Consider the following 21,985-nt stretch of genomic DNA (forward strand, 5'->3'; position numbering starts at 1 on the left):
AATAACATTAATACTAATTGCACGACTAATGAAAGCAGTAATACTGGCGGGAGGTTCGGGAAGTAGGCTTTGGCCGCTCTCTAGGGACAAAAGCCCAAAACAATTGCACAAATTGATTTCAAACAAAACTATGCTTGAAGAAACAATCGACAGGTTGGATTTTTTGGAACCGGAGGATATATACATTGCTACAAACAAAAAATATGAAGAAGAAGTTAAATCTCAAGCAAAAAGAATACCTGATGAAAATTTTATTATAGAGCCGGCAATGCGCGATACAGCCACATGTATAGGTTTCGCAGCTGCATACATAGCAAAAAATCATCCTCATGAAACAATGGCCGTAATATATTCAGATCAATATATTAAAGAGAAAAAAACGTTCCAAGAAAAATTACAAGTAGCCGACAAGATAGCGCGAAAAGAAGGAACTATAAATATAATAGAAGTAAAAGCCCTATATCCAAGCACGAGCTATGGTTATGTAATGATAGGAGAGGCTCTGGACCCGGTGGACGGACACGAAGTATACAGCTTTGAAAAATTCATCGAAAAACCTAATGTGGAGACAGCAAAAAAACTTGTCGAATCTTTTAAATATATGTGGAATACAGGTTTATACGTATGGAGGCTCGACACAATTATGGATGCTTATGCGGAATTCATGCCGGACACCTACAAAAGATTGATGAAAATGATGAAAAGCATAGAGGAGGATTGGGCTAAACCGGAAATAAAACAAGAATACGAAGCATGTAAGAAAATTTCGATAGATTATGGAATAATGGAAAAATTAAATAAGAAAAATGTTAGGATTATACCTGCATATTTAGGTTGGAGCGACATTGGCACATGGAAATCTCTATATGATGAATTAACCAAAAATCCGGAAGCAAATGTACAAAAAGGTAAAACTCTAGTTGTTGACACGGAGAGTTCACTTATATACAACTATTCAAAAAAATTAGTGGCCGCCTTTGGGGTAAAGGATATAGTAGTTGTAGAAACTGATGACGCCTTGCTAATATGCGATAAAAATCGCACATCTGATCTCAAAGATTTACTCAAAGAACTCAGTAAAACAAATAAAGAACTTTTATAATGGAAGAAATTAAAATCAAACTAAAACCATGGGGCCGCGAGATATGGTTCGCACACACTGATAACTACGCAGGAAAAATACTTGAAGTTAATAAAGGTTGCCGACTATCTTTGCAGTATCATGAGCATAAAACAGAAACCCAATATGTATATAGTGGTAAAGTGAAATTTACATTCGGAAAGGATGAGCGGAATTTGCAAGAGATAATTTTAAATCCTGGTGACAAATTCGACATCACTCCATATACTATCCACCGCGTTGAGGCCATAGAGGACAGTGAGATCTTCGAAGTATCAACTCCGGAGCTGACAGATGTAGTCAAACTACACGATGATTATGGAAGGTCAGGCAAAGGAAATGATGAAACTCTCGACGAAGAATTATCAAAAAAAACATAATTTAATTTAATAAAATGAAGAAAATAGTTACCAGAAGACTGCTACCCATCCTATTAATGGCTGCTTTACTTGGATTCTTGGACATGCCACAAGTCAACCAGAACAAAATAATACCAGGCTTAAATCTTAGCCAAAAAATACATCTTGGACTCGATCTTCAAGGTGGAACTCAATTGGACTACAAGATTGACCTAAGAAAGGTTGAAGTCGCAGATCAAGCTGCAATAATAGAAGGTATTACAGAAGTAATCAACAAACGTGTTAATAACCTGGGAGTATCAGAACCAAACATATATACTTCACAAATAGCTGACGAACATCATATAGTCGTAGAACTTGCCGGTATCAAAGATATTGATGAGGCAAAAAGATTAGTCGGAAAAACAATCCAATTAGAGTTCAAAGAGAGGCAAGAACGATTAGCTAGTGATGAAAAAGAAAAAATACGAAATTATGCTAATAGCGCATTAGAAAAAATAAAAGAAAATGACAATTTCACCCTAGTTGGGAACGAGGAAATGCAGGCATTCCCAGGGAAAACGTCGTTTTATGATGGCAAAGAATTCATATCTGAAGAAACTCTAGGTAATGAAGATCTGAAAAATGTACTTAGTAAGTTAAAAAATGGTGAACTCTACAATGGTCTTCTGGAAATAAGTGAAGGGTTTACCGAAACAGGTCAAGATAAAACCGGTATCTATATAATAAAAAGACTGGATGCGGCAGAGGAAGAGGTGCAGAAAACAACAGAAAAACAAACGACTGTAAGTCATATAGTCGTTTCATATACCGGTGCCAAAGGTGCTAGTGGTACAGTTACACGAAGTCAAGATGAGGCACTGGAAAGAATCAAAGAAGTACAACAAAAATTACAAAATAGCGGTGATTTTGAAGCCTTAGCAAAAGAATACTCTGATGAACCTGCTGCAAAATCTACAGGTGGTAAATTGATCGAACCGGTGAAGACTTTGAAAGATGGAGAAGCACCTTATTATGATCCTACTTTTACAGCAGCGGCACTTACACTTAAAGTAAATCAATTATCAGACGTTGTAGAGACTCCATTCGGTTACCACCTTATAAGGGCAAACGATACAGAGGAAGCAAGCACAAAAACCGTTATTGAAAAATCATATAAATTCCAAACGTTATTTTATTCAACCGTTCCTGATGGATGGAGAGAGACCGGATTAACCGGAGAACATTTTGTAAGAGCAAGCGTGGTAGCTGATCAATTCAATAACGCTTTAGTATCTATCAAATTCAATGATGAAGGTAAAAAATTATTTGGAGAAATTACAGGAAGAAATGTAGGTAAGCCTATAGCAATCTTTGTAGGTGGAGAATTAATATCAGCACCTAACGTAAATGAAAAAATCCTTGGCGGAGACGCTCAAATCACAGGAAATTTCACATATGAAGAGGCCTCTACACTAGCTCGAGACTTAAACACCGGAGCTATCCCTGCCCCAATCATCTTATCAGGGCAGTATTCTATCGGGGCATCTCTTGGTGCTGACGCCCTCGCTAAAAGTATATATGCAGGTATCCTTGGCTTAATCATCCTCGCTATGTACATGATGCTTTATTACAGGCTAAGTGGCCTTATAGCGAACCTAGCACTCCTTATATATGCGATCCTTCTGTTCTTCCTTATAAAGATAGCGATTCCTATGACCTTAAGTTTCATTATTGCACTTGTCATATATTCAGGACTCATATCGATGATTCTAAAAAATGAAGACTCCGGAGGTGAGAAATTAATATCATTTCTGGTTGCCTCATTCGTGTTCTTCTTCTTAATATTCCTACTCAGCTCACCAATAGTATTGACTCTAGCGGGTATTGCAGGGGTTATACTTTCTATAGGTATGGCTGTAGACGCTAACGTACTTATTTTTGAACGTATCAAAGAAGAAGTAAATATCGGCAAACCTATGAAAGCTGCAATCGAGATTGGATTTGAGAGAGCTTGGAGCTCTATCCGTGATTCAAACTATTCCTCATTAATCACATGTTCAATTCTACTTTATTTCGGAACTTCTATTATCAAAGGTTTCGCAATCAATCTTGCCGCAGGTATATTGGTCTCTATGTTCACAGCTATAACAATCACACGTGCTTTCTTCGATGTAATGGCATCGACAGAAAAAGGTCGAAAATGGCTTGAATTTGGATTGAAGAGAAAGAAAGAAAAAAGACACTTTGAAATAATTAAGAATTCTAAAGTTTGGTTTAGCATCTCCGGAGCCCTTATAGGGATAAGTATAATCGCAACCCTAGCATTTGGATTCAACCTGGGAATAGATTTTACAGGTGGAGCGATGATGGAAATCAAAACAGCATCTCCGGCGACTAGTGAAGAGATAGCCACAATATTCGCAAACACTCATTCAGAACTAGCTGAACAGAATCAAGAAATAGTTGATTTTAGCTCACCTTTAATACTACCAAGCGAAGACGGAAGTTTCATTATCAGAACAAAAGACATAACAAATGAACAACATGATTTGCTACTTGCAAAATTAAGTGAGAAATTCGGACAAGTAGAAGAGCCTCGCTTTACAGTAGTTGGACCAACTCTTGGTAGCTCACTAAAGAAAAAAGCTTTAATTGCATTATTTATTACTGCAATCATGATTGTGCTTTATATAGCTTTCGCCTTCAGGAAAATACCAAAAGAGATATCTCCATGGAAATTTGGTTTCTGCGCGATCCTTGCATTAGCACATGATGTTATCATAACAGTTGGGGTATTTGTACTGCTTGGTCATTTCTTAAATGTAGAAATGGACGCTCTATTTGTTACCGCCCTACTCACAATTATGGGATTCTCTGTACATGACACTATAGTTGTCTTCGACAGAATACGTGAGAATTTATTCATAATGAAAAGGAATACAGAGTTTGACACCGTTACAAATACAGCTTTGAATGAAACTATGGCGCGCAGCTTAAACACATCTATTTCAACTTTATTTACAATTGCGGCACTATTTTTATTCGGAGCAGAGAGTGTAAAATACTTCGTATTCGCACTACTTATGGGAGTGATTGTAGGGACGTATTCATCTATATTTACAGCTTCACCTATCTTGTGTGCGTGGCGCAGATTAAATAAATAATGAAAACCTCACCTAAAAGCTTGACAGTGGGATGTGATTGTACTAGAATCACGTCTTATTTAGCAAAATTATAAATTTAATTCAAATAACATGAAAAGCACTATGTTTAAAAACCTTTGTCGAGTTGGTCTAACGACCCTACTCTTTACGGTCTTTGCGGGAACTAGTTTCGCAGGGACACTACATGTGAATTCTACCTCGAACGATGTAAGCTATCCAGATTCTTTCAATGATGAGCTTACTCTTAGAGAAGCTATTCAACTTGTAAATGGAACAGCTTCAGTAAATTCTCTTACTGGCATGGAATGTGGGCAGCTTTTTAATGACGATGGTGTGCCTGCTCAAATGCCAGTTGCCGGATGTATATTACATGGAGGCGAAACTATTGGGGATGGTAACGATACGATCGTTTTTGATTTCACTGTTCCAACTATAATACAGCCAAGTAGTTTGTTGCCGGTAATCACTGCTGATGGCACTACTATCCATGGTGGAAACTTCTTTACATTAGATGGTAGTTTACTTACTTTGCCAGGTGCATACGGACTTAAATTTGACCAAGTAAATGGCGGACTGGTAACCGGTATTACTTTTCAAAACTTCACAACTCCGGATGCCGCAGGTCTAAACCTATATCAAGCTGATAACTTCCAAGTTGGAGATTTCAATACAAATGATTTAAACCTTTATAACCATTTTTGGAATAATACATATGGTATTTATGGGAATAGAATAGAAAATTCTATTTTCAAAAACAATTACATTGGAAACAATGGATACATAAGTACTGGCAATGAATATGGTATGTACCTTCAAGATGCTAACAATACTACAATTGGTGGAGAGGGCGAAGGTGATGCTAATTACATAGGTGGTAATAACTCTGCTGACCTTATATTAAGTGACTCAGATGACAATCTAGTTCAAGGTAATTACATTAATGCAATGCCAAGCAATACATCTTTTGGATTCTCTATCCACAACGATGGACTAATACTTACCAACGGATCAAATAACAATGATGTTCAAAATAACTTTTTTGCAGGATTAAATGTTGCCGCAATAACAGTAGATGGAGCAGCAAGTTTCGGAAATAGCATACGATTCAATCAGATTGCTAGTTTACTTAGTGGAGCAAAAGGTATCAACTTAATAGATGGTAACAATGGTGTGATGACTCCGATCCTTGCATACCCAACTACACACAATGCAGTATTCGGTTCAGTTTCTGCACCGGATGGTTCACTTGTTGATATATATGTTGCAAATAACGAAGATGAAACTGCTAATTCAACTCCATTCCCAGTCGCAACAGTGACTGTAACCGGAGGAGAATTCCAACTTACAAATTTCGTATTAAGCCCATTACTTAAGTACGTAACAGCTACAGTAACAACTACTGCCGATGGTACTTCTGAAATCGGTTCTTACCTTAATGATACAGATGGTGATGGTGTTACAGATGAGCGTGAAGATGTATGGTGGGTACTTGAAACAGAATTCGATCCTGATGCCGATGGACTTGATTACTGGGAAGACGTTGATGCGGATGGCGACGGTATAAATGACGGTGACGAAGATTTAAACGGAGATGCGGTACTTGATGAAGGAGAATCTAGTCCGGTTGATTACTGTGACCCTGATAACACACTTCCCGGTTGTTCAAATGAAGACACAACGACAGATACAGATGGTGATGGTGTTCCAGATGCAACTGATAACTGTCCTGATATTTTAAACGCTGATCAGCTAGATACAGATGGTGATGGCGTTGGTGATGCTTGTGATGATGATGATGATGAACCGATAGTGGACTCTGATCTTGATGGAGTCGCTGACTCTGTGGACAACTGTCCTGCGATCGCCAATCCTTCCCAACTTGATACAGATGGTGATGGTCTTGGTGATCCATGTGACCCAAGTCCAACTGAGGCTGACTTAGATCATGATGGAATACTTGACGGTATAGACAACTGTATAACAGAACCAAATACAAATCAGTTAGATGAAAATAATAATGGAGTTGGAGACGCGTGTGAAACAATAGCATCGCCATTCATTAGTAGTGGTGGTGGTAACAGTTCAAGTGGTGGTGGTGGGTTTACTCTACCTCCAAGTAATGGATATATTCCACTTATGGCTAGAGGAGATGCTCCGGTTCTAGCAAGTGATGAGCCGGTACGTGAGACGGAGAGATGTACACTTACTGACATCTACAATCACTGGTCAAAAACTTACGTTAATGAACTATGTGAACTGGGAATAGTTAGTGGATATGGACGGTCTAGAGTATTTGGACCAAACAATGCTGTAACTAGAGCAGAGTTTGTGAAAATGTTACTAGGTGCTATGAATGAAGAAATTATGAATGCTAATCGCAGCCCGTTCACAGATGTAGAGTCAAGAGAATGGTATGGAGATTACTTATATACTGCAAAAGAGCTTGGTATCGTTGATGGATATCTAGATGGATCATTCAAACCAAATAACGAAGTATCTCGTGCAGAAGCTGTGAAAATGGTTCTAAGCGCAATGGGTGAGAATCCATCACGAGTTAATGCTAGCTCATTCACCGACGTACCTGCTTCACATTGGGGTATGCGTTGGATAGAAATAGCAAGAGATATGAATATCGTTTCCGGTAAAAACTACTACACATTTGCACCAAATGAGTCTATGACTCGTGGTGAAGCAGCTAAGGTAATAGTAGAAGGACTACTTGCTGATTAAATAGACCAAGAAACAAGAGAAAAGATTTCAAAATAAATAGAAGAGAGGGTATGCTACGCATAGCATTACCCTCTCTTTTTTTGTACAAATATGTATATCGAAGTAATCCCCAGTAACAGCTGTAATATTGAAACCCTCACCTACTCCGTACCGGCGGAATTTGAAGGGCGAATAAATATTGGTAGTATTGTAAAAATACCATTCCGTAAAAGCTTCATGCATGGGCTTGTTATCAACAAAACGAGTATTGCACCAAAATTCAAAACAAGACCGGTACTCGAAATCTCAGAAATTTCAATAAATGAATCAACTGTTGAGTTAATAAACTGGATTGCTAAATTCTACTTCTGCGGAAAAGTTATGGCAGCAAAATTATTTTTGCCGTCTCGAATTTGGGATCATAAGGTGAAATTACCAAAGACGATATGGTACAAGCTCAAAGATGAAATTCGAAAAAAAGATTTTGAAGAACTAAAAAAAGAGCTGACTCGTTCAAAAAAACAATATTTACTTATGGAACTTCTAGAAATAAAAGACAGAAAAGAAGACTATGTATTAAGCAAAGATTTCTCAAAGCAAATCATCAAATCATTGATCGAAAAAGAATTCATCGAGCAATATGAAGAGTCTCATTTAAACACAATTGAAGAAGTGAAAATGACACATAACGAAAGTAAGCTTCGAACTAGAAAATCAAATTTCACAACTCAACAAAAAAAAGTATTTGAAGATATTCAGAAAAGTAAAAAATTATTACACTTACTACATGGAGTCACAGGATCTGGTAAGACGGAAGTTTATCTACATCTGATTCACGAACAACTTGAAAAGGGCAACCAATCACTGATTTTACTACCGGAGATTTCCCTTACACCTCAAACGGAGGAGTATTTTAAAAGTGTATTTGGCAAAGACATCATTTCTATAATGCATAGCGGACAAACACAGAAAGAAAGAACAGATAGTTGGCTAAATGTATACATGGGGAAAACTAAGATTTTAATTGGAGCGCGGAGCGCACTTTTTGCACCATTTCAGAATCTTGGCATAATAATTCTGGATGAATCGCATGATTCGAGTTTCAAGCAAGATACCGCTCCGCGCTACAATGCCAAGCGCGTCGCTGCTGAGATAGCAAAACTAAAAAACATAAAAGTCATATACGGATCAGCCACTCCAAATATAGAAACTTATTTCTCAGCTATGAAATCAAATTCACAAATCGAGCTAAACCACATAGATGAAAAAATCGCAAAAGACAGCCGTCGCGACGTATATTTGGTAGACATGAAAGAAGAATGGAAGAAAAAAAACTTCTCAATATTTTCAGAATTATTAATATCAAAAATACGAGAAAAATTATCCAAAAATGAACAAATAATCCTATTCGTAAACCGCAGGGGCTCCGCAAGCGCCATAATATGTAAAGATTGTGGATTCAAAGAGGCCTGCGACACATGTGGCATCCCACTCACATATCACCGATCAAGCGCAGCGAGCTTCGATCACAATTCCCCTACCCTCCAATGCCATCATTGTGGCATCGCAAAACCGATGACCTCAATGTGCCCAAAATGCCAAGGCCATAATTTTAAATTAACAGGACTTGGAACAGAAAAAGTCGAAGAAGAAATTCAAAAACATTTCACCAAGGCAAAAATAATCCGAGCCGACAGTGATACAACTGCAAAGGAAGGAGGTATAAAACAAATTTACGAAACTTTCAAAAACCACGAAGCAGATATACTCATAGGAACACAAATGATAGCAAAAGGTTGGGATATTCAAGATGTCACATTGGTCGGAATAGTACTTGCGGAAATAGGCCTCAACATACCCGACTTCCGTTCAAGTGAAAAAATCTTTCAACTTTTGACACAAGTAGCTGGCCGTACGGCTAGGGGTGACAAGCACGGGGAAGTCGTAATCCAAACTTATAACCCTGACAACAAAATGATCCTCTCTGCCGCAAGGGATGATTACCACGAATTCTATGCACAAGAAGTCTCTGAACGTCAAAAATTTGATTTTCCACCATTTTCAAAAATCATAAAACTAACAGTAATCGACAAAGACCTCAAACCTTGCATAAAAAAAGCTCAAAACCTAACAAAGCAACTACAACAGATCGTATCTAAACCACCAACACAACCAACTAAAAAAACCAAAATCTACCTCGCCCCAGACTACATCCCCTACCACGCAAATGCGCACCACTACAACGTGTTTATCCAAAGCTCAAACCCCGACAAAGCCCTAGACGGACTAACCCCGGAAACACTCAGGGAAATCAAAATCGACAGGATCTAAAATCTATTATCTTCAAAGATTAGAATAATCTAGCAACTCCCGCTAGCAACTCCCGTACACTACGAGCAAGGCCTTTTGCTTTATGAGAAAAATCATCTTCCTCAGCTCTGCCTCTAGATAATCGTTCCTGAACTTCTATATGATTATGAATAAGTCTTAAACCAATTTCAGTCCGATTACGAATATGCTCAAGCAATTCTTCATTCGAAACAACTTTAAGATTCAAAATCATACCACCTTTCATTTCTTCAAGCATAACAATCAATTCCTCCGCCGCTTCATCAAAAGATAAGACTTTACTTTGTTCAACACCACCATCTTCAACAATTACCTCATCAACAACATCTTCTATTACATCCATATTAATTTATTAAAAATTAGTACAACATCATAACACCATGAAAGATGATTTTGCAAATAGTTTAATAAATAATCATTCACTAAGGTTTCAAAAATGAGGTCTGAAGTATGACTTTCACGACGATTTCTCCGAGAATTGCCTCTGAAGTACGGCGTTCGTGACTTATGCGTGGGCACAAGCTCTGAAGCACAACTTTCAAAGCTCAAAACCACATTTGAAATCATAAAAAGCCATACTTCACCAAGCAAAACATCAAGTTGCCAAAAAACAGCATGTTCATTAGAATGTCCGAGAGTAAAATAAATCATAAAAATGCAAAGAATCTTATCTGGAATACAGCCGTCCGGGGTTCCTCATCTGGGGAATTATTTTGGTGCAATGAAGCAAAATGTAGATATGGGCAATAACCCCGAATTTGAATCATTTATTTTTATGGCTGATATGCATGCCTTAACGACTGTTAAAGATCCGGCTAAATTAAAAGAATATACACTGTTCCTCGCGCTCGATTACCTCGCGCTCGGCCTTGATCCATCAAAAACAGTATTCTTTCGACAGAGTGACGTCCCTGCTCATACAGAGCTTGCTTGGATTCTTGCATGCTTAACTCCACATGGACTTCTAGAAAGAGCTCACTCTTGGAAAGATGCGCAAAACAAAGGTGTAAAAGATACAACTGCAGGACTGTTTATATACCCTGTACTCATGGCTGCAGACATACTTCTATACAAACCGAGTCTTGTGCCGGTTGGGAAGGATCAAAAACAACATCTTGAAATTGCGAGAGATATAGCGACAAAATTCAATAATCAATACTGCAAAGCAGATAAACCACTATTTGGATTGCCTGAAGAATTTACACCTAAGGAAGTAGCAATAGTCCCCGGTTCAGATGGTCGGAAAATGAGTAAAAGTTATGGCAATACAATCGAATTTTTCGCAGAAGAAGGGATTTTAAAGAAACAAGTAATGGGCATAGTCACTGATTCAAAAGGTGTGGAAGAGAAGAAAGACCCTTCTACTTGTAACGTTTATCAAATCTTCAAGCTTTTTTTGAATGAAACGGAGCGAAAAGACCTTGCAGATAAGTACAAAAATGGTGGGCTTGGCTATGGAGAAGTGAAGAAAATGCTTTTAGAACGCATCATGGATTACTTTGGACCATATCGCAAAAAACGAGTTGAACTCGAGAAGAATTTGGATTACATTAAATCCGTTTTAAACGAAGGCGCAGACAAGGCGAATGAATTTGCCAATAAAACGCTAGAAGAAGTCAAAATCGCAGTAGGACTTAAATAGAAATTTAAAATAAATATGACAAAATACATCTTCGTTACCGGTGGCGTGTGCTCATCTCTTGGAAAAGGGATCGCATCAGCATCTATCGGTACGCTTCTTAAGGCTAGTGGTTTAAAAGTATTTTCAATGAAGTTGGATCCATACTTAAATGTAGATCCGGGTACAATGAGTCCATTTCAACATGGAGAAGTATTTGTCACAGAAGATGGAGGTGAAACAGATTTGGACCTAGGACACTATGAACGCTTCATCGGAGAGAATCTCTCAAAAGATTCATCAGTCAGTACAGGGAAAATCTACATGGAAGTTTTAGACAAGGAGCGTGAAGGGAAATTTCTAGGAGGAACTATTCAAATTATCCCACATATCACAGGAGCAATTAAAGACCGCATCTTAAAAGCAGGCAAAAAGAGTAAAGCAGATATAGTTCTTGTTGAGATTGGCGGAACAACCGGAGATATAGAAGGGCTACCATACTTGGAATCAATCAGACAGCTTAGACACGAGCTAGGGCGTGAAAATACGCTTTATGTACACCTAACCCTACTCCCATACTTAAAAGGCTCAGGAGAACTAAAAACAAAACCAACTCAAGCGTCAGTACGGGACCTACGCTCAATCGGTATCCAGCCGGACATCATAGTAGCGCGTGCAGACTATGATATCCCAAAAGAAATGCTACAAAAAATTTCACTTTTTTGTGATGTAGAATTAAAAGCGGTAATTCCGGCGCTAACACTAAATTCTATCTACAAAGTTCCACTGGAATTTCAAAAACACAAAGTTGCACAAATAATAGCTGAAAAACTAAACCTCGGAAAAGTATCTCCAAGAATGACAAAATGGAAAGAATTTGTAGAGAAAATTGATAAGAAAAAACCATCTATCAAGATCGCTCTTGTGGGCAAATATACAGGTCTCGATGATGCATACCTGTCCGTGATTGAATCACTCAAAATAGCATGTTATTACGAAGACCGCGACCTTGATTTAGAATGGATCTCATCAGAAGAGCTCGAAAAAAAGAAGAAATCAACATGGGATCGTCTAAAAAAATGTGATGGAATGGTAGTACCCGGAGGATTTGGAATACGCGGAGTTGAAGGTAAAATTTTGGCTGCTAAATATGCGAGAGAGAACAAATTCCCATATCTGGGTCTTTGCCTCGGAATGCAAATTTTAACTATAGAATACGCAAGACATTTCCTCAATGATCCACAAATAACATCAGAAGAATTTGACGAAAATGAGAAATTAGACCGATCAAAATACATCATTCATTTCTTACCTGGGCAATTCAAAGGATGCAAGATGGGTGGCACACTCAGACTTGGTGCATTCCCATGTACATTACAAAAAGACACCAAAGCTAAAAAATACTACAATCGTACTCAAATCGTAGAAAGACATAGGCATAGATATGAAGTTAACAATGAATTCGTTCAAAAATTAGAAGGTTCAGACTGGGTAGCAAGTGGTATATATGAGGAGGCAGGTCTGGTTGAAGTAGCAGAATTAAAAAATCATCCATTCATGATGGGAAGTCAATTCCATCCTGAATTTCTTTCAAGACCTGATAAACCACATCCATTTTTCCTTGGACTTATTAAAGCAGCGAAGGCAAAGCGTTAATATTTAACTGCACAACTGATGAGTTCAACGTTCAAATACACAGCAATAAACAATGAAAATAAAAAGCTAAGTGGGTTTATTAATGCCATAAGCGAAGAGAATGCCAGAATTCAACTAAATGATTTAGGGTTGGCAGTTTTGAGTATACAAATAGTAGATGAAACTCAAGATACCAAAGAGGAAAATGACAAAAAACTCAAATTTGAGGCCCTAGACAAGTCTGGGAAGAAAATAATAGGTACGATACCCGAGACCGATTTAAAAAGCGCATACAAAAGACTTATAGAGGAATATAGTTTCCAAGTTTTGGCACTATATAAAATGGATGCAACTGAAGAAGAAAAACAACAAGCTAGAATAAATATAGAAGATATCAGCGCCAGCTATGATGTAATAAAAGCAGAAAAAGATGCTCCGGATATTCTTACTGACAAAGAAAAAGATGTAAGATCTAAGCTATTAAAAGAAGTTGAATTTGTAATTATAAAAGTAAACGAAGTACTTCAAAAATTCGGTGACAGTATAAAGCCGGAAGAGAAAAAACACATAGAACAAATAGAAGACAAATTACTTAGACTAAAAAACTCGAACAATCTTAACTTTATAAAACAAACATCTGAAGAACTACTAAAAAGTATACAAGAAAAAGAAATTTACCTACAGCAAGATGGGTTCGTACAAGAGAGAGACCGTATTAAGCTAGATACTCAAAAGTTATTACTTGAAATACATAAATTAGATACAAATCCTAATATAGGTCTATTCAATGAAGATATAAATATATCAGAAGGCAAGTTGTCTTTTTTTAAAAAATTCCTAAAGAAAGAATCAGTAGAGGTAGAGAAAATCAAAAATGAAATGAAATTAGTCAACGGACAAATTCTTGACTACATAAGAATATGGCTAAAAGCACCAAAAACTTTGAAATCAGAAGTCAAAACAGAAATAAGAGAATTAAGATTTAAAAAGAAAGATCTGAAAACTCAGTTAAAATCAGTTTTAAAATCAGAGAATCTGGAAAAACATCATGACCACCATAGTGAACTGGATAGCGATTTAATCATAATAACTGGTTGGCTTTTAACATTTTATATAGCGTATTATTTCATAAATTATTACCTGACTTTTAAGAGTATATTCCTAAATGAGAAATTTTATTGGCAAACAAATATATTCTTATCACCTGTATTTACCTATCTTATACTAACTGTGTTTTTATTACACATAAGCTTGCAAACAAAAAGATTTTTTATGAAAGAAAATAAAATGTTCAATTACATATCTTATTCACTTATTATTCTAGTCATACTATTTGTTAATATAAACTTCTAATGTACCCAACGTTATTTGAAATAGGCCCATTCATAATTTCTACTATTTGGATATTTATAATAGCAGGTTTTTTTATTTTCATACAATTACTCATAAAATCTCTCCAAAAAAAACGTGATGACTTTAAATTACTATACGAAAATAGTTCTTTTATAATTATAAGCTTTATCATCGGTGCAAGAATAGTCCATGTTATTTCAAATGCATCATATTATTTTTATGAAATTAATTTAAGAAGTATATTCTCGATATTTGCATTCTGGGATAAAGGATTTTCTTTTTGGGGCGGTTTATTATCATCAGTCATCGCATTACTGTATATCACAAGAAAAAACAAAGAATCATTTAAGAAATGGATGGACTATGTTATGGGGCCTTTTCTTTATGCCTTACCGGTCGTGTATATAGGTAAGTTATTTGATGGCATAGGGTATGGCTCAAAAACTGATTTACCAATAGGTATTGCATTCAAAAACATGGACATCCCAATCATATCACCGGTACATCCAACTCAAATCTATGGGACTGTTTTATTTTGTATATCAATATTTATAACCCGAGAGTACTTCAAAAGAAAAAAAGAGGATCTCCGGATCCAAGGCTTCAAAGCAACATTTATCATAATGCTAATCAGCACATCTCTATTTATAGAGAATATATTCAGAGGAGATACGATCAATACAATATTCAATATAAGCATAACGCTTTATTTATCCTTTATTATAACAGCCGCTTCGTGTATATACTTAAGGCAACTTAAAAAACAAGCCCATGGAAATCAGTAACTTCTTCACATTCGGATATTATTTTAACCTCACACCTACCGCATCTATCTTAAGTATATTTATAGCAATATATTTCGTAGCCTTATTTGTACTGCGCGCTCACTTACGATTGTTAGCAGCAAAGCACCAAGAAAATAAATTGGTAAGGAAATTACAAAAGAAGCATTTACAAAAATTAGCTTTAATAGGAATACTCGGATTACTCACGATAGGTGCCAGACATTTAAGTATACCATTATTTGGGATGAGAATAATCGCATATATGCTCATACTATGGAGTATTTATGAGATTTGGCAGATAGTATCGGTTCACAAGAAAAAAGCCTACGCACAGGCACACAGCTCAAAGAAAAAGATGGTGACTGATAAATACATACCGGTGCCGAAAAAAAAGACTAAGAAGAAAAGATAATACCTATTTGATAGACATTATTTTATATTTGACTGTTCCTGCCGGGACTTGAACTTTCACTTCTTCACCAACCATTTTATCAATAAGTGCGGCACCGATAGGTGACTCATTTGAGAGAAGATAGTTTAGAGGGTCACTTTCAGTAGTACCAACTATAGCAAATTCTTCCTCAGAATCATCTTTTAGATTCTTGATTTTAACCTTTGTACCAAGAGTTACTACTTTATTAGAATGCTTATCAGAAATAATTTTCGCATGCTTAACCTTATCTTCCAGTTCGATAATTCTACCTTCTACGAAAGCCTGTTCATTTTTAGCTTCTTCGTATTCAGAGTTCTCAGAAAGATCTCCAAATGAAATAGCTTCTTTTAGACGTGCAGATACTTCTTTACGTCGAACTGTTTTTAAGAATTCCAATTCATCCTTAATTTTCTTAAGACCATCCTTAGTAACAAAAGTAACTTTATCATCGTCACTCATAGCAACGGCTATATAGTCGTCATCATAAGCGGCAACATCTTGCATATCCTGATCATCTGCCATATATTTTTTAATTAAAATGTAATTATCAATTTGGACGTATCTTCACACTAGTTGGGTGCTCTTTGAGTTTTTGTAAAACTTTCGCTTCAATTTGACGTATACGTTCACGAGTAACACCAAATTCTTGCCCTACTTCCTCAAGTGTATGACCAATACCATCAAGTAAACCAAAACGCATTTCAATAATCTTTTTCTCACGTGGAGAAAGGTATTGAAGCATTTCATGAATATTCTCCTTAACAAGCTGACGATTTGTAGATTCAGCAGGAGAAAGTGCATCGTCATCCTCAATAAAATCTCCAAGTTTACTATCTTCTTCAGCTCCAACCGGTGCCTCAAGTGAAACAATATCCTGTGAAATCTTAAGAATATGACGTACTTTTTTCATATCCATATCCATTTCAGCTGCTAATTCTTCTATAAGTGGCTCACGCCCAAGCTCTTGAACAAGCCTTCTTTGTGTATGAGTCAGCTTGTTGATAGTTTCTACCATGTGGACAGGTATACGAATAGTACGAGCCTGATCAGCTATCGCACGAGTAATCGCCTGACGTATCCACCAAGTTGCATATGTAGAAAATTTAAATCCACGATTTGGATCAAATTTCTCAACGGCACGGAAAAGACCTATATTACCTTCCTGAATCAAATCAAGAAATGAAAGTCCTCGACCAATATATTTTTTTGCAATACTTACAACTAAACGAAGATTTGCCTCGGCAAGCTGTTTTTTGGCAGTTTGATCACCTCGGCCAATACGTCTTGCTAGATCCGCCTCTTCTTTTGCAGTAAGTAGATCGACTTTACCAATCTCACAAAGGTACATACGAATAGAATCATTTGCAATCTCCTGTAAATCAACTGATTTAGAATGTTTCGCAATATGTTTATCTTTCTTAGTTTTCTTTTTTTCCTTATCTTCCTCTGAATCATCATCGTCCCCAGCCGTAGTACCACCAGTAGCATCATCATCTCCACCTGCCTTACCTTGCTTACCCCAAATCAACTCTTTCCCAACATCTACAACATCAATACCACATTCTACAAAAAGAGAATAAAGCTCGTCTACAAGCTCAATATCATCCTCCATATTCGGCAAAGCTTTCATCAACTCCTTCTGAGTGACGAAACCATTATTTTGTCCTTTGGTTATGAGCACCCTAACCTCCTCGGGAAATTGCTCCAACCTCTCTACCGACGGCTGATTAATAAACTTTCTATGTTTTTTTGCCATTAACGACTTTGTATTAGATCGGAATACTTTTGGAAGAACTGTTCTTCCTGTCCTTTTTCCCCTTTAGACCTTGCCTCCTTCATCTGAAACTTAAGCTCTTTTGAGAGACTTCTTTCCTGAAGTTTCTTTATTCTATTTGCTATCGAGACCGCTTCGGTCACTAGTTGTTGCTCTGAGAAATGGCCTCCATATTGGGTTTCTATGAACAATGAAACTACTTTTAAAGCCTCACTATACCCTATGTCAATTGCATTGAAAAAAGCCACGATATCAAGAGCGGTGCCATTATAGTTAGAGACTAGCGCTTTGTAAACATCTTTTGTAGGGATATTGAAGTCTTCTTCAGAGATTATATCCTTAACTTCAGGAATAGTCTCGGGAAAACTTAACAAAAATCCAAAAAAGTAATCTGTATGAGCGAATCCGGATACTTTTTGAGTAGCAAGTTCAACTTGATTTGCACCCTTGTACCGATGGCGCTGCTGATCTTTTTGAAAACGAGTAAATTTATCGATAAGATTTTGTAATTCTATACGAAGTTTAAAGCTAAGTTTCTCCAAATAAGCTCTAATTTCAATCTCTTCTAATGAATGCTGCAAAATTGCAAAAAACTGATCACATATCTTCAATTTTGCAGCAGCACTAAGTGGCTTACCGCCTTCTAAAATATGAGAAGTAAATTCATCCAAATAATGATCAAGAAAATACTTAGCTGCCTCCAAATATTCTCCAAATTTACCGGCCTTGCATGCTTCATCCGGATCTTTGAATTCGCCAAGTGAAACTATAGAAGGCTTAATGCCATTTTTAATAGCAAGTTCAACGGCCCTTAGCGTAGCGGCCATACCGGCTCCATCTGAATCAAAAACAAAAAGTACATTTTCCGTATAACGTTTTACAAATTTCAACTGCTCATCGGTAAGTGCAGTACCCGAAGTAGCAACCACATTCTTAAATCCGGCCTGATGAGGAGCGATTACATCAAAATACCCTTCAACAAAAATCACCTTATCCTCAGATTTCACGGCGTCCTTTGCTTTATCCCAACCATAAATCAAATGTGATTTATTATAGACAGGAGTATCAGGGGAATTAAGATATTTTGGTTCATCTTCTTTACGAAGCTTCCTGCCACCAAAACCAACCGTTTTGCCATTTTTGTCATTTATCGGAAACATCAAACGAAGTCTAAATCTATCAAAAACTTTTGATGCATCTGTGGATTTGGATGAGGCTTGGCCTGATAAAACTATGTCATCTTTATTACAACTTTTTGAAAGTAAATAATTAAAGGTCTTATCATAAGAATCAGGCGCCAGGCCAAGCCGAAATTCTTTGATAGTTTCATCAAGGATTCCACGACCTCGCAAGTAGCTCAATACTTTGACCCCATCCGGAGTATTCCAAAGTTGTTCTTCATAAAATTTTACCGAAAATTCGCACACATCTTGCAATATCTCTTTTTGCTCTTTTCTAACTTTGTACTCAGCTCCTGAAGTTTTTGTATTATATTTCGAAACATCAATACCGGCTTTATCAGCCAACAATTCAACAACTTCATGTGTATCCAAATTCTCAAGCTCTTGTGTGAATTTAAACACATCCCCACCCTTATGACACCCAAAACAATATGCAATCTGCTTTTCAGGACTCACCATAAAACTAGGAGTAGCTTCATTATGAAAAGGACAAAGCCCCTTAAAGTTCCGCCCGGCTTTCTTAAGCTGCACATACTGTGAAACGAGAGTCACAATGTCCAACTTTGCCTTTATGTCATCAAAAACTGTCATATAACAATGTATAAGGGAGAGAAAAATAACCCAATTCACATAAAATCACAACCAAAATATACAGATTATATGGCGAAAAGCTAAGACTTAAGGTAAAATTAAAAGAAATTTTAATAAACATAAGCTTATATCTAATCTCAATGGCAGCCCTACTCGTAGGATTCTCATGGATTGCATAAACTAAAAAACAAATCATGTTTGAAATATTGAATATAAATCCATATATAACAGCAACTATACTGGCCCTTGGGCTTGGAGCTGTTGTTGGGCTTGAACGTGAGGCTATGATACAACGTGAAAAAACTAGACGCGTAGCAGGTATTCGAACATTTGCATTTATATGTATGATGGGGGCGATCTCAGGAATAATTGGACAATTAGTTAGCCCTCTACTCACGGTCATGGGGTTTTTAAGTGTAGTAGTCTTGGTCGCTATTGGGTACAAGGCCGAACAGAAACAAAATCGGATCGGATTAACTACAGAAATAACTTCGCTAATTATATTTCTCACAGGAATACTAACCGCATACGACCAAATTTTTCTCGCAGTCGTAGTCACAATAGCGGTAATAACAGTACTTTCACACAGGCAATATTTACATGGGTTCGCAAGCAGACTGGAAAATCAAGAAATGTTTGCAAGTATAAAATTCGCAATAATTGCATTTATAATCCTTCCATTACTTCCAAATCAAACATTTGATCCATGGGGAGCTCTAAATCCACATAAAATATGGCTCATCATAGTGCTTATATCCGGTCTAAATTTCGCAGGATACATACTCAGCAAAGTCTTCGGTGAACGCAAAGGCATGGCATTAACCGGTTTTTTTGGTGGGTTTGCATCATCTACCGCAGTCAACTTGATCCTAGCTGAACAAAGTAAGTCAAAAAAAGGCCAAATTCAAACAAAGACTCTTTTACTAGCTTTATTTTTAGCTCAAGTCGCTAGTCTAATACTGACCGAAATAGAGCTTTTTGTACTAAATAAAGAATTATTCATAAAAGCAATACCATCAATAACAACTGTAATAGTCGTTTTACTTTTACTTGCTTATTACAGTTACAAAACATGTACAAATAAACCGGAGAACACAATAAAATTCGAGGGAGAAGTAAACGTAAAAAGCCCATTCACACTCTCGCAAGCTCTAATGTTCGGAGGGATATTTAGTGCTATGATGCTAACAATCAAAATACTTTTCGCATACATTGGAAATGCAGGACTATATATAACCAGTTTATTCTCAGGCCTGATTTCACTGGATGCCATGACGGTAACAATCGCCGAAACGTCAGCAGCTATCTCCCTAGACACAAGCCTACAACTTTTGATACTCGGAATTATCGCTAGTATTATTCAAAAAATCATCGTTCTATTTTTCTTGGCAAACAAACAATTCCGCCTACATGCAGCGATTTACTTAACTCTAACAATCGCAATCTTCGGAGCTTTTGCGTGGCTCGGGTAAAACCATATATCTGAACCAAAACTCTATTCAGGCTCGCTTCGCTCGCCCTGCCAACTCAACATTACCATCACCATCATTATGATGGCCATTATTGTTATCGTTATAAATTTCCCCATAGACCCTAGAAACAATGCAGAAAAACCAAAAACTGCACAAAGCATATAAATCAAAAATAAAATCTTTCGAAGAGAAAGGCCCATACTCATCAACTTATCATGTAGATGCAAACGATCTTTACCCTTAAAAGGAGATCTACCTTTGATCAAACGCTGCAAAATCACCCAAAAGAAATCAAGCAAAGGGAAACCAAGTATCAGAAATGCCGTAGCGACTTTTCCACCTGAAAAAATAGATAAAACAGCGAGCATGAAGCCAAGAAACATAGAACCACTATCCCCCATAAGCATCCTAGCCGGATAAAAATCAAAACACCAGAAAACAAGAGCGACTCCGGCAAGCACAATGCTCATAATAATAACCGGTGATTGGTCGATAGTGTGGAACCCGGGCCTAGAGCTCAGGAAAAAAAGTGCAAATGAAGCGACCACCCCTACTCCTGAAGCCAAGCCATTAACACCATCAAGCCAATTCACACTATTTATAAGAATCATAATCCAAAGAATCGTAAAGATATCAGCTAGCCAAACTATCTCAAATCCATGTATCACCGTAGTATATATATCGAGGGAAAATGGCTCCCCAAAAGGATTTGAGATACTATGAATCCCCACATTAGAATACACGATAATCGCTCCGGCTAAAAATTGAATAAGAAGACGTAATGATGCGGGTAGAGGCCTAAAATCATCTACAAAAGACATACCAACTATAAGCCCCGCGCTGACCATGACACCAATCACACTTGGATACTCATGAATCGGAAGGAAAATCAAAACAACTGCAACGAAAATCAAATACAACACAATTCCAAATGAGTACGGAATCGGTTTTCTCTTGAGCCCATATTTTGCCGGTTTATCCATCAGCTTCAACTTGGGGAAAACTTTCAACCCCAAAAGGCACAACACAAGAGTTGAAATAGACGCTGCAAGAAATGGATAAAGATAATTCATAAATGTTATTTAACGATAATCTTTTAGTAACAAACCCAGCTTATACAAATCAAAATAAATACGCCACCAATCAGCCCACATAATATGAGAATTACCACATAGGCACAATGCGAAATATCACATACTTCACCAAAATTCATCGCCTCCAACCGAACTTTATCCTCTCACCAAAATTCATCGCCTCCAACCGAAACTTCCGCTCTTTTCCCTTCCTTTTTTGTTTCCACTTTTGTTTCCACAACATTTAAGCTCACCTTTTTGCCAAATATTTCTTATCCATAACATGGGTAATTTCATGATGCTCCTTGCAAAGAAGCACTAGATGCCTCGGATCATGGCTCCTTTGGATCCCAAATCGTATCGTATGATGAATTGTTTTCGCATCTC

The 21,985-nt window shown here is 37.1% G+C and carries 17 protein-coding genes; 11 read left to right on the forward strand and 6 right to left on the reverse strand.

Annotated features, from left to right (window positions below):
* The first annotated feature begins 28 nt into the window (after nt 1-28).
* The 5 genes from Q8P68_04555 (at nt 29) to priA (ending at nt 9,665) form a co-directional block, all read left to right on the forward strand.
* A complete protein-coding gene (locus tag Q8P68_04555; GenBank protein ID MDP4008433.1) occupies nt 29-1,102 on the forward strand; it encodes a sugar phosphate nucleotidyltransferase in 1,074 nt (357 codons plus the stop codon).
* Nucleotides 1,102-1,500: a cupin gene (locus Q8P68_04560; GenBank protein ID MDP4008434.1), complete on the forward strand. Its 399-nt coding sequence runs from the start codon at nt 1,102-1,104 to the stop codon at nt 1,498-1,500. The genes Q8P68_04555 and Q8P68_04560 overlap by 1 nt, the downstream gene beginning before the upstream one ends.
* A gap of 14 nt (nt 1,501-1,514) precedes the next feature.
* Nucleotides 1,515-4,625: a protein translocase subunit SecF gene (gene secF, locus Q8P68_04565; GenBank protein ID MDP4008435.1), complete on the forward strand. Its 3,111-nt coding sequence runs from the start codon at nt 1,515-1,517 to the stop codon at nt 4,623-4,625.
* Between the two features lie 90 nt (nt 4,626-4,715).
* The gene (locus tag Q8P68_04570) at nt 4,716-7,355 is read left to right on the forward strand and encodes an S-layer homology domain-containing protein (protein ID MDP4008436.1); all 2,640 of its coding nucleotides are present in this window, start codon (nt 4,716-4,718) and stop codon (nt 7,353-7,355) included.
* A gap of 90 nt (nt 7,356-7,445) precedes the next feature.
* The gene (gene priA / locus Q8P68_04575; protein MDP4008437.1) at nt 7,446-9,665 is read left to right on the forward strand and encodes a primosomal protein N'; all 2,220 of its coding nucleotides are present in this window, start codon (nt 7,446-7,448) and stop codon (nt 9,663-9,665) included.
* Nucleotides 9,666-9,684: 19 nt separating this feature from the next.
* On the opposite strand, the gene Q8P68_04580 is transcribed toward priA, so the two are convergent.
* Nucleotides 9,685-10,026 carry a hypothetical protein gene (locus Q8P68_04580; protein MDP4008438.1) on the reverse strand — a complete coding sequence of 114 codons (342 nt, stop codon included), beginning with the start codon at nt 10,024-10,026 and terminating at the stop codon, nt 9,685-9,687.
* Complete coding sequence (locus Q8P68_04585) at nt 10,017-10,334, reverse strand: hypothetical protein (GenBank protein ID MDP4008439.1); 318 nt, start codon at nt 10,332-10,334, stop codon at nt 10,017-10,019. The genes Q8P68_04580 and Q8P68_04585 overlap by 10 nt, the downstream gene beginning before the upstream one ends.
* A 4-nt stretch (nt 10,335-10,338) precedes the next feature.
* Here Q8P68_04585 and trpS point away from each other — a divergent pair, with 4 nt between their 5' ends.
* Genes trpS through Q8P68_04610 form a run of 5 tightly spaced genes read left to right on the forward strand, consistent with a single transcriptional unit; the run spans nt 10,339 to nt 15,486 of the window.
* Nucleotides 10,339-11,325: a tryptophan--tRNA ligase gene (trpS, locus tag Q8P68_04590; GenBank protein ID MDP4008440.1), complete on the forward strand. Its 987-nt coding sequence runs from the start codon at nt 10,339-10,341 to the stop codon at nt 11,323-11,325.
* 15 nt (nt 11,326-11,340) lie between these two features.
* On the forward strand, nt 11,341-12,957 hold the full coding sequence (locus Q8P68_04595; GenBank protein ID MDP4008441.1) for a CTP synthase: 1,617 nt from the start codon (nt 11,341-11,343) through the stop codon (nt 12,955-12,957).
* 18 nt (nt 12,958-12,975) lie between these two features.
* Nucleotides 12,976-14,289, forward strand: coding sequence for a hypothetical protein (locus Q8P68_04600; GenBank protein ID MDP4008442.1), 1,314 nt, complete (start codon nt 12,976-12,978; stop codon nt 14,287-14,289).
* Nucleotides 14,289-15,074, forward strand: a complete 786-nt coding sequence (locus tag Q8P68_04605) for a prolipoprotein diacylglyceryl transferase (GenBank protein MDP4008443.1) — start codon at nt 14,289-14,291, stop codon at nt 15,072-15,074. Before Q8P68_04600 ends, Q8P68_04605 begins: the two co-directional genes overlap by 1 nt.
* Complete coding sequence (locus Q8P68_04610; protein MDP4008444.1) at nt 15,061-15,486, forward strand: hypothetical protein; 426 nt, start codon at nt 15,061-15,063, stop codon at nt 15,484-15,486. Before Q8P68_04605 ends, Q8P68_04610 begins: the two co-directional genes overlap by 14 nt.
* Before the next feature lie 3 nt (nt 15,487-15,489).
* On the opposite strand, the gene greA is transcribed toward Q8P68_04610, so the two are convergent.
* The 3 genes from greA to dnaG form a co-directional block, all read right to left on the reverse strand.
* Nucleotides 15,490-15,966 (reverse strand): transcription elongation factor GreA, encoded by a 477-nt coding sequence (gene greA, locus Q8P68_04615; GenBank protein MDP4008445.1) that lies wholly within the window; start codon nt 15,964-15,966, stop codon nt 15,490-15,492.
* Nucleotides 15,967-16,054: 88 nt separating this feature from the next.
* Nucleotides 16,055-17,263 (reverse strand): RNA polymerase sigma factor RpoD, encoded by a 1,209-nt coding sequence (gene rpoD, locus Q8P68_04620; protein MDP4008446.1) that lies wholly within the window; start codon nt 17,261-17,263, stop codon nt 16,055-16,057.
* Nucleotides 17,263-19,053, reverse strand: coding sequence for a DNA primase (dnaG, locus tag Q8P68_04625; GenBank protein ID MDP4008447.1), 1,791 nt, complete (start codon nt 19,051-19,053; stop codon nt 17,263-17,265). Before dnaG ends, rpoD begins: the two co-directional genes overlap by 1 nt.
* Nucleotides 19,054-19,247: 194 nt before the next feature.
* Between dnaG and Q8P68_04630 the strand changes: the two genes are divergently transcribed.
* Complete coding sequence (locus Q8P68_04630) at nt 19,248-20,525, forward strand: DUF4010 domain-containing protein (protein MDP4008448.1); 1,278 nt, start codon at nt 19,248-19,250, stop codon at nt 20,523-20,525.
* A 23-nt stretch (nt 20,526-20,548) separates the two neighbouring features.
* Here the strand turns inward: Q8P68_04630 and Q8P68_04635 are convergent, their stop codons facing one another.
* Nucleotides 20,549-21,508: an MraY family glycosyltransferase gene (locus tag Q8P68_04635; GenBank protein MDP4008449.1), complete on the reverse strand. Its 960-nt coding sequence runs from the start codon at nt 21,506-21,508 to the stop codon at nt 20,549-20,551.
* Between the last annotated feature and the right edge of the window lie 477 nt (nt 21,509-21,985).

It is taken from the genome of Candidatus Peregrinibacteria bacterium, assembly GCA_030700255.1.
GTDB lineage: Bacteria > Patescibacteriota > Gracilibacteria > UBA1369 > JABINC01 > JABINC01.

Coding starts and splice junctions, on each gene's coding strand:
- Q8P68_04555 (MDP4008433.1), top strand. CDS start 29: ATGAAAGCAGTAATACTGGCGGGAGGTTCGGGAAGTAGGCTTTGGCCG.
- Q8P68_04595 (MDP4008441.1), top strand. CDS start 11,341: ATGACAAAATACATCTTCGTTACCGGTGGCGTGTGCTCATCTCTTGGA.
- Q8P68_04570 (MDP4008436.1), top strand. CDS start 4,716: ATGAAAAGCACTATGTTTAAAAACCTTTGTCGAGTTGGTCTAACGACC.
- priA (MDP4008437.1), top strand. CDS start 7,446: ATGTATATCGAAGTAATCCCCAGTAACAGCTGTAATATTGAAACCCTC.
- dnaG (MDP4008447.1), bottom strand. CDS start 19,053: ATGACAGTTTTTGATGACATAAAGGCAAAGTTGGACATTGTGACTCTC.
- rpoD (MDP4008446.1), bottom strand. CDS start 17,263: ATGGCAAAAAAACATAGAAAGTTTATTAATCAGCCGTCGGTAGAGAGG.
- Q8P68_04605 (MDP4008443.1), top strand. CDS start 14,289: ATGTACCCAACGTTATTTGAAATAGGCCCATTCATAATTTCTACTATT.
- Q8P68_04580 (MDP4008438.1), bottom strand. CDS start 10,026: ATGGATGTAATAGAAGATGTTGTTGATGAGGTAATTGTTGAAGATGGT.
- Q8P68_04630 (MDP4008448.1), top strand. CDS start 19,248: ATGTTTGAAATATTGAATATAAATCCATATATAACAGCAACTATACTG.
- Q8P68_04610 (MDP4008444.1), top strand. CDS start 15,061: ATGGAAATCAGTAACTTCTTCACATTCGGATATTATTTTAACCTCACA.
- Q8P68_04635 (MDP4008449.1), bottom strand. CDS start 21,508: ATGGATAAACCGGCAAAATATGGGCTCAAGAGAAAACCGATTCCGTAC.
- Q8P68_04560 (MDP4008434.1), top strand. CDS start 1,102: ATGGAAGAAATTAAAATCAAACTAAAACCATGGGGCCGCGAGATATGG.
- Q8P68_04600 (MDP4008442.1), top strand. CDS start 12,976: ATGAGTTCAACGTTCAAATACACAGCAATAAACAATGAAAATAAAAAG.
- greA (MDP4008445.1), bottom strand. CDS start 15,966: ATGAGTGACGATGATAAAGTTACTTTTGTTACTAAGGATGGTCTTAAG.
- Q8P68_04585 (MDP4008439.1), bottom strand. CDS start 10,334: ATGATTTATTTTACTCTCGGACATTCTAATGAACATGCTGTTTTTTGG.
- trpS (MDP4008440.1), top strand. CDS start 10,339: ATGCAAAGAATCTTATCTGGAATACAGCCGTCCGGGGTTCCTCATCTG.
- secF (MDP4008435.1), top strand. CDS start 1,515: ATGAAGAAAATAGTTACCAGAAGACTGCTACCCATCCTATTAATGGCT.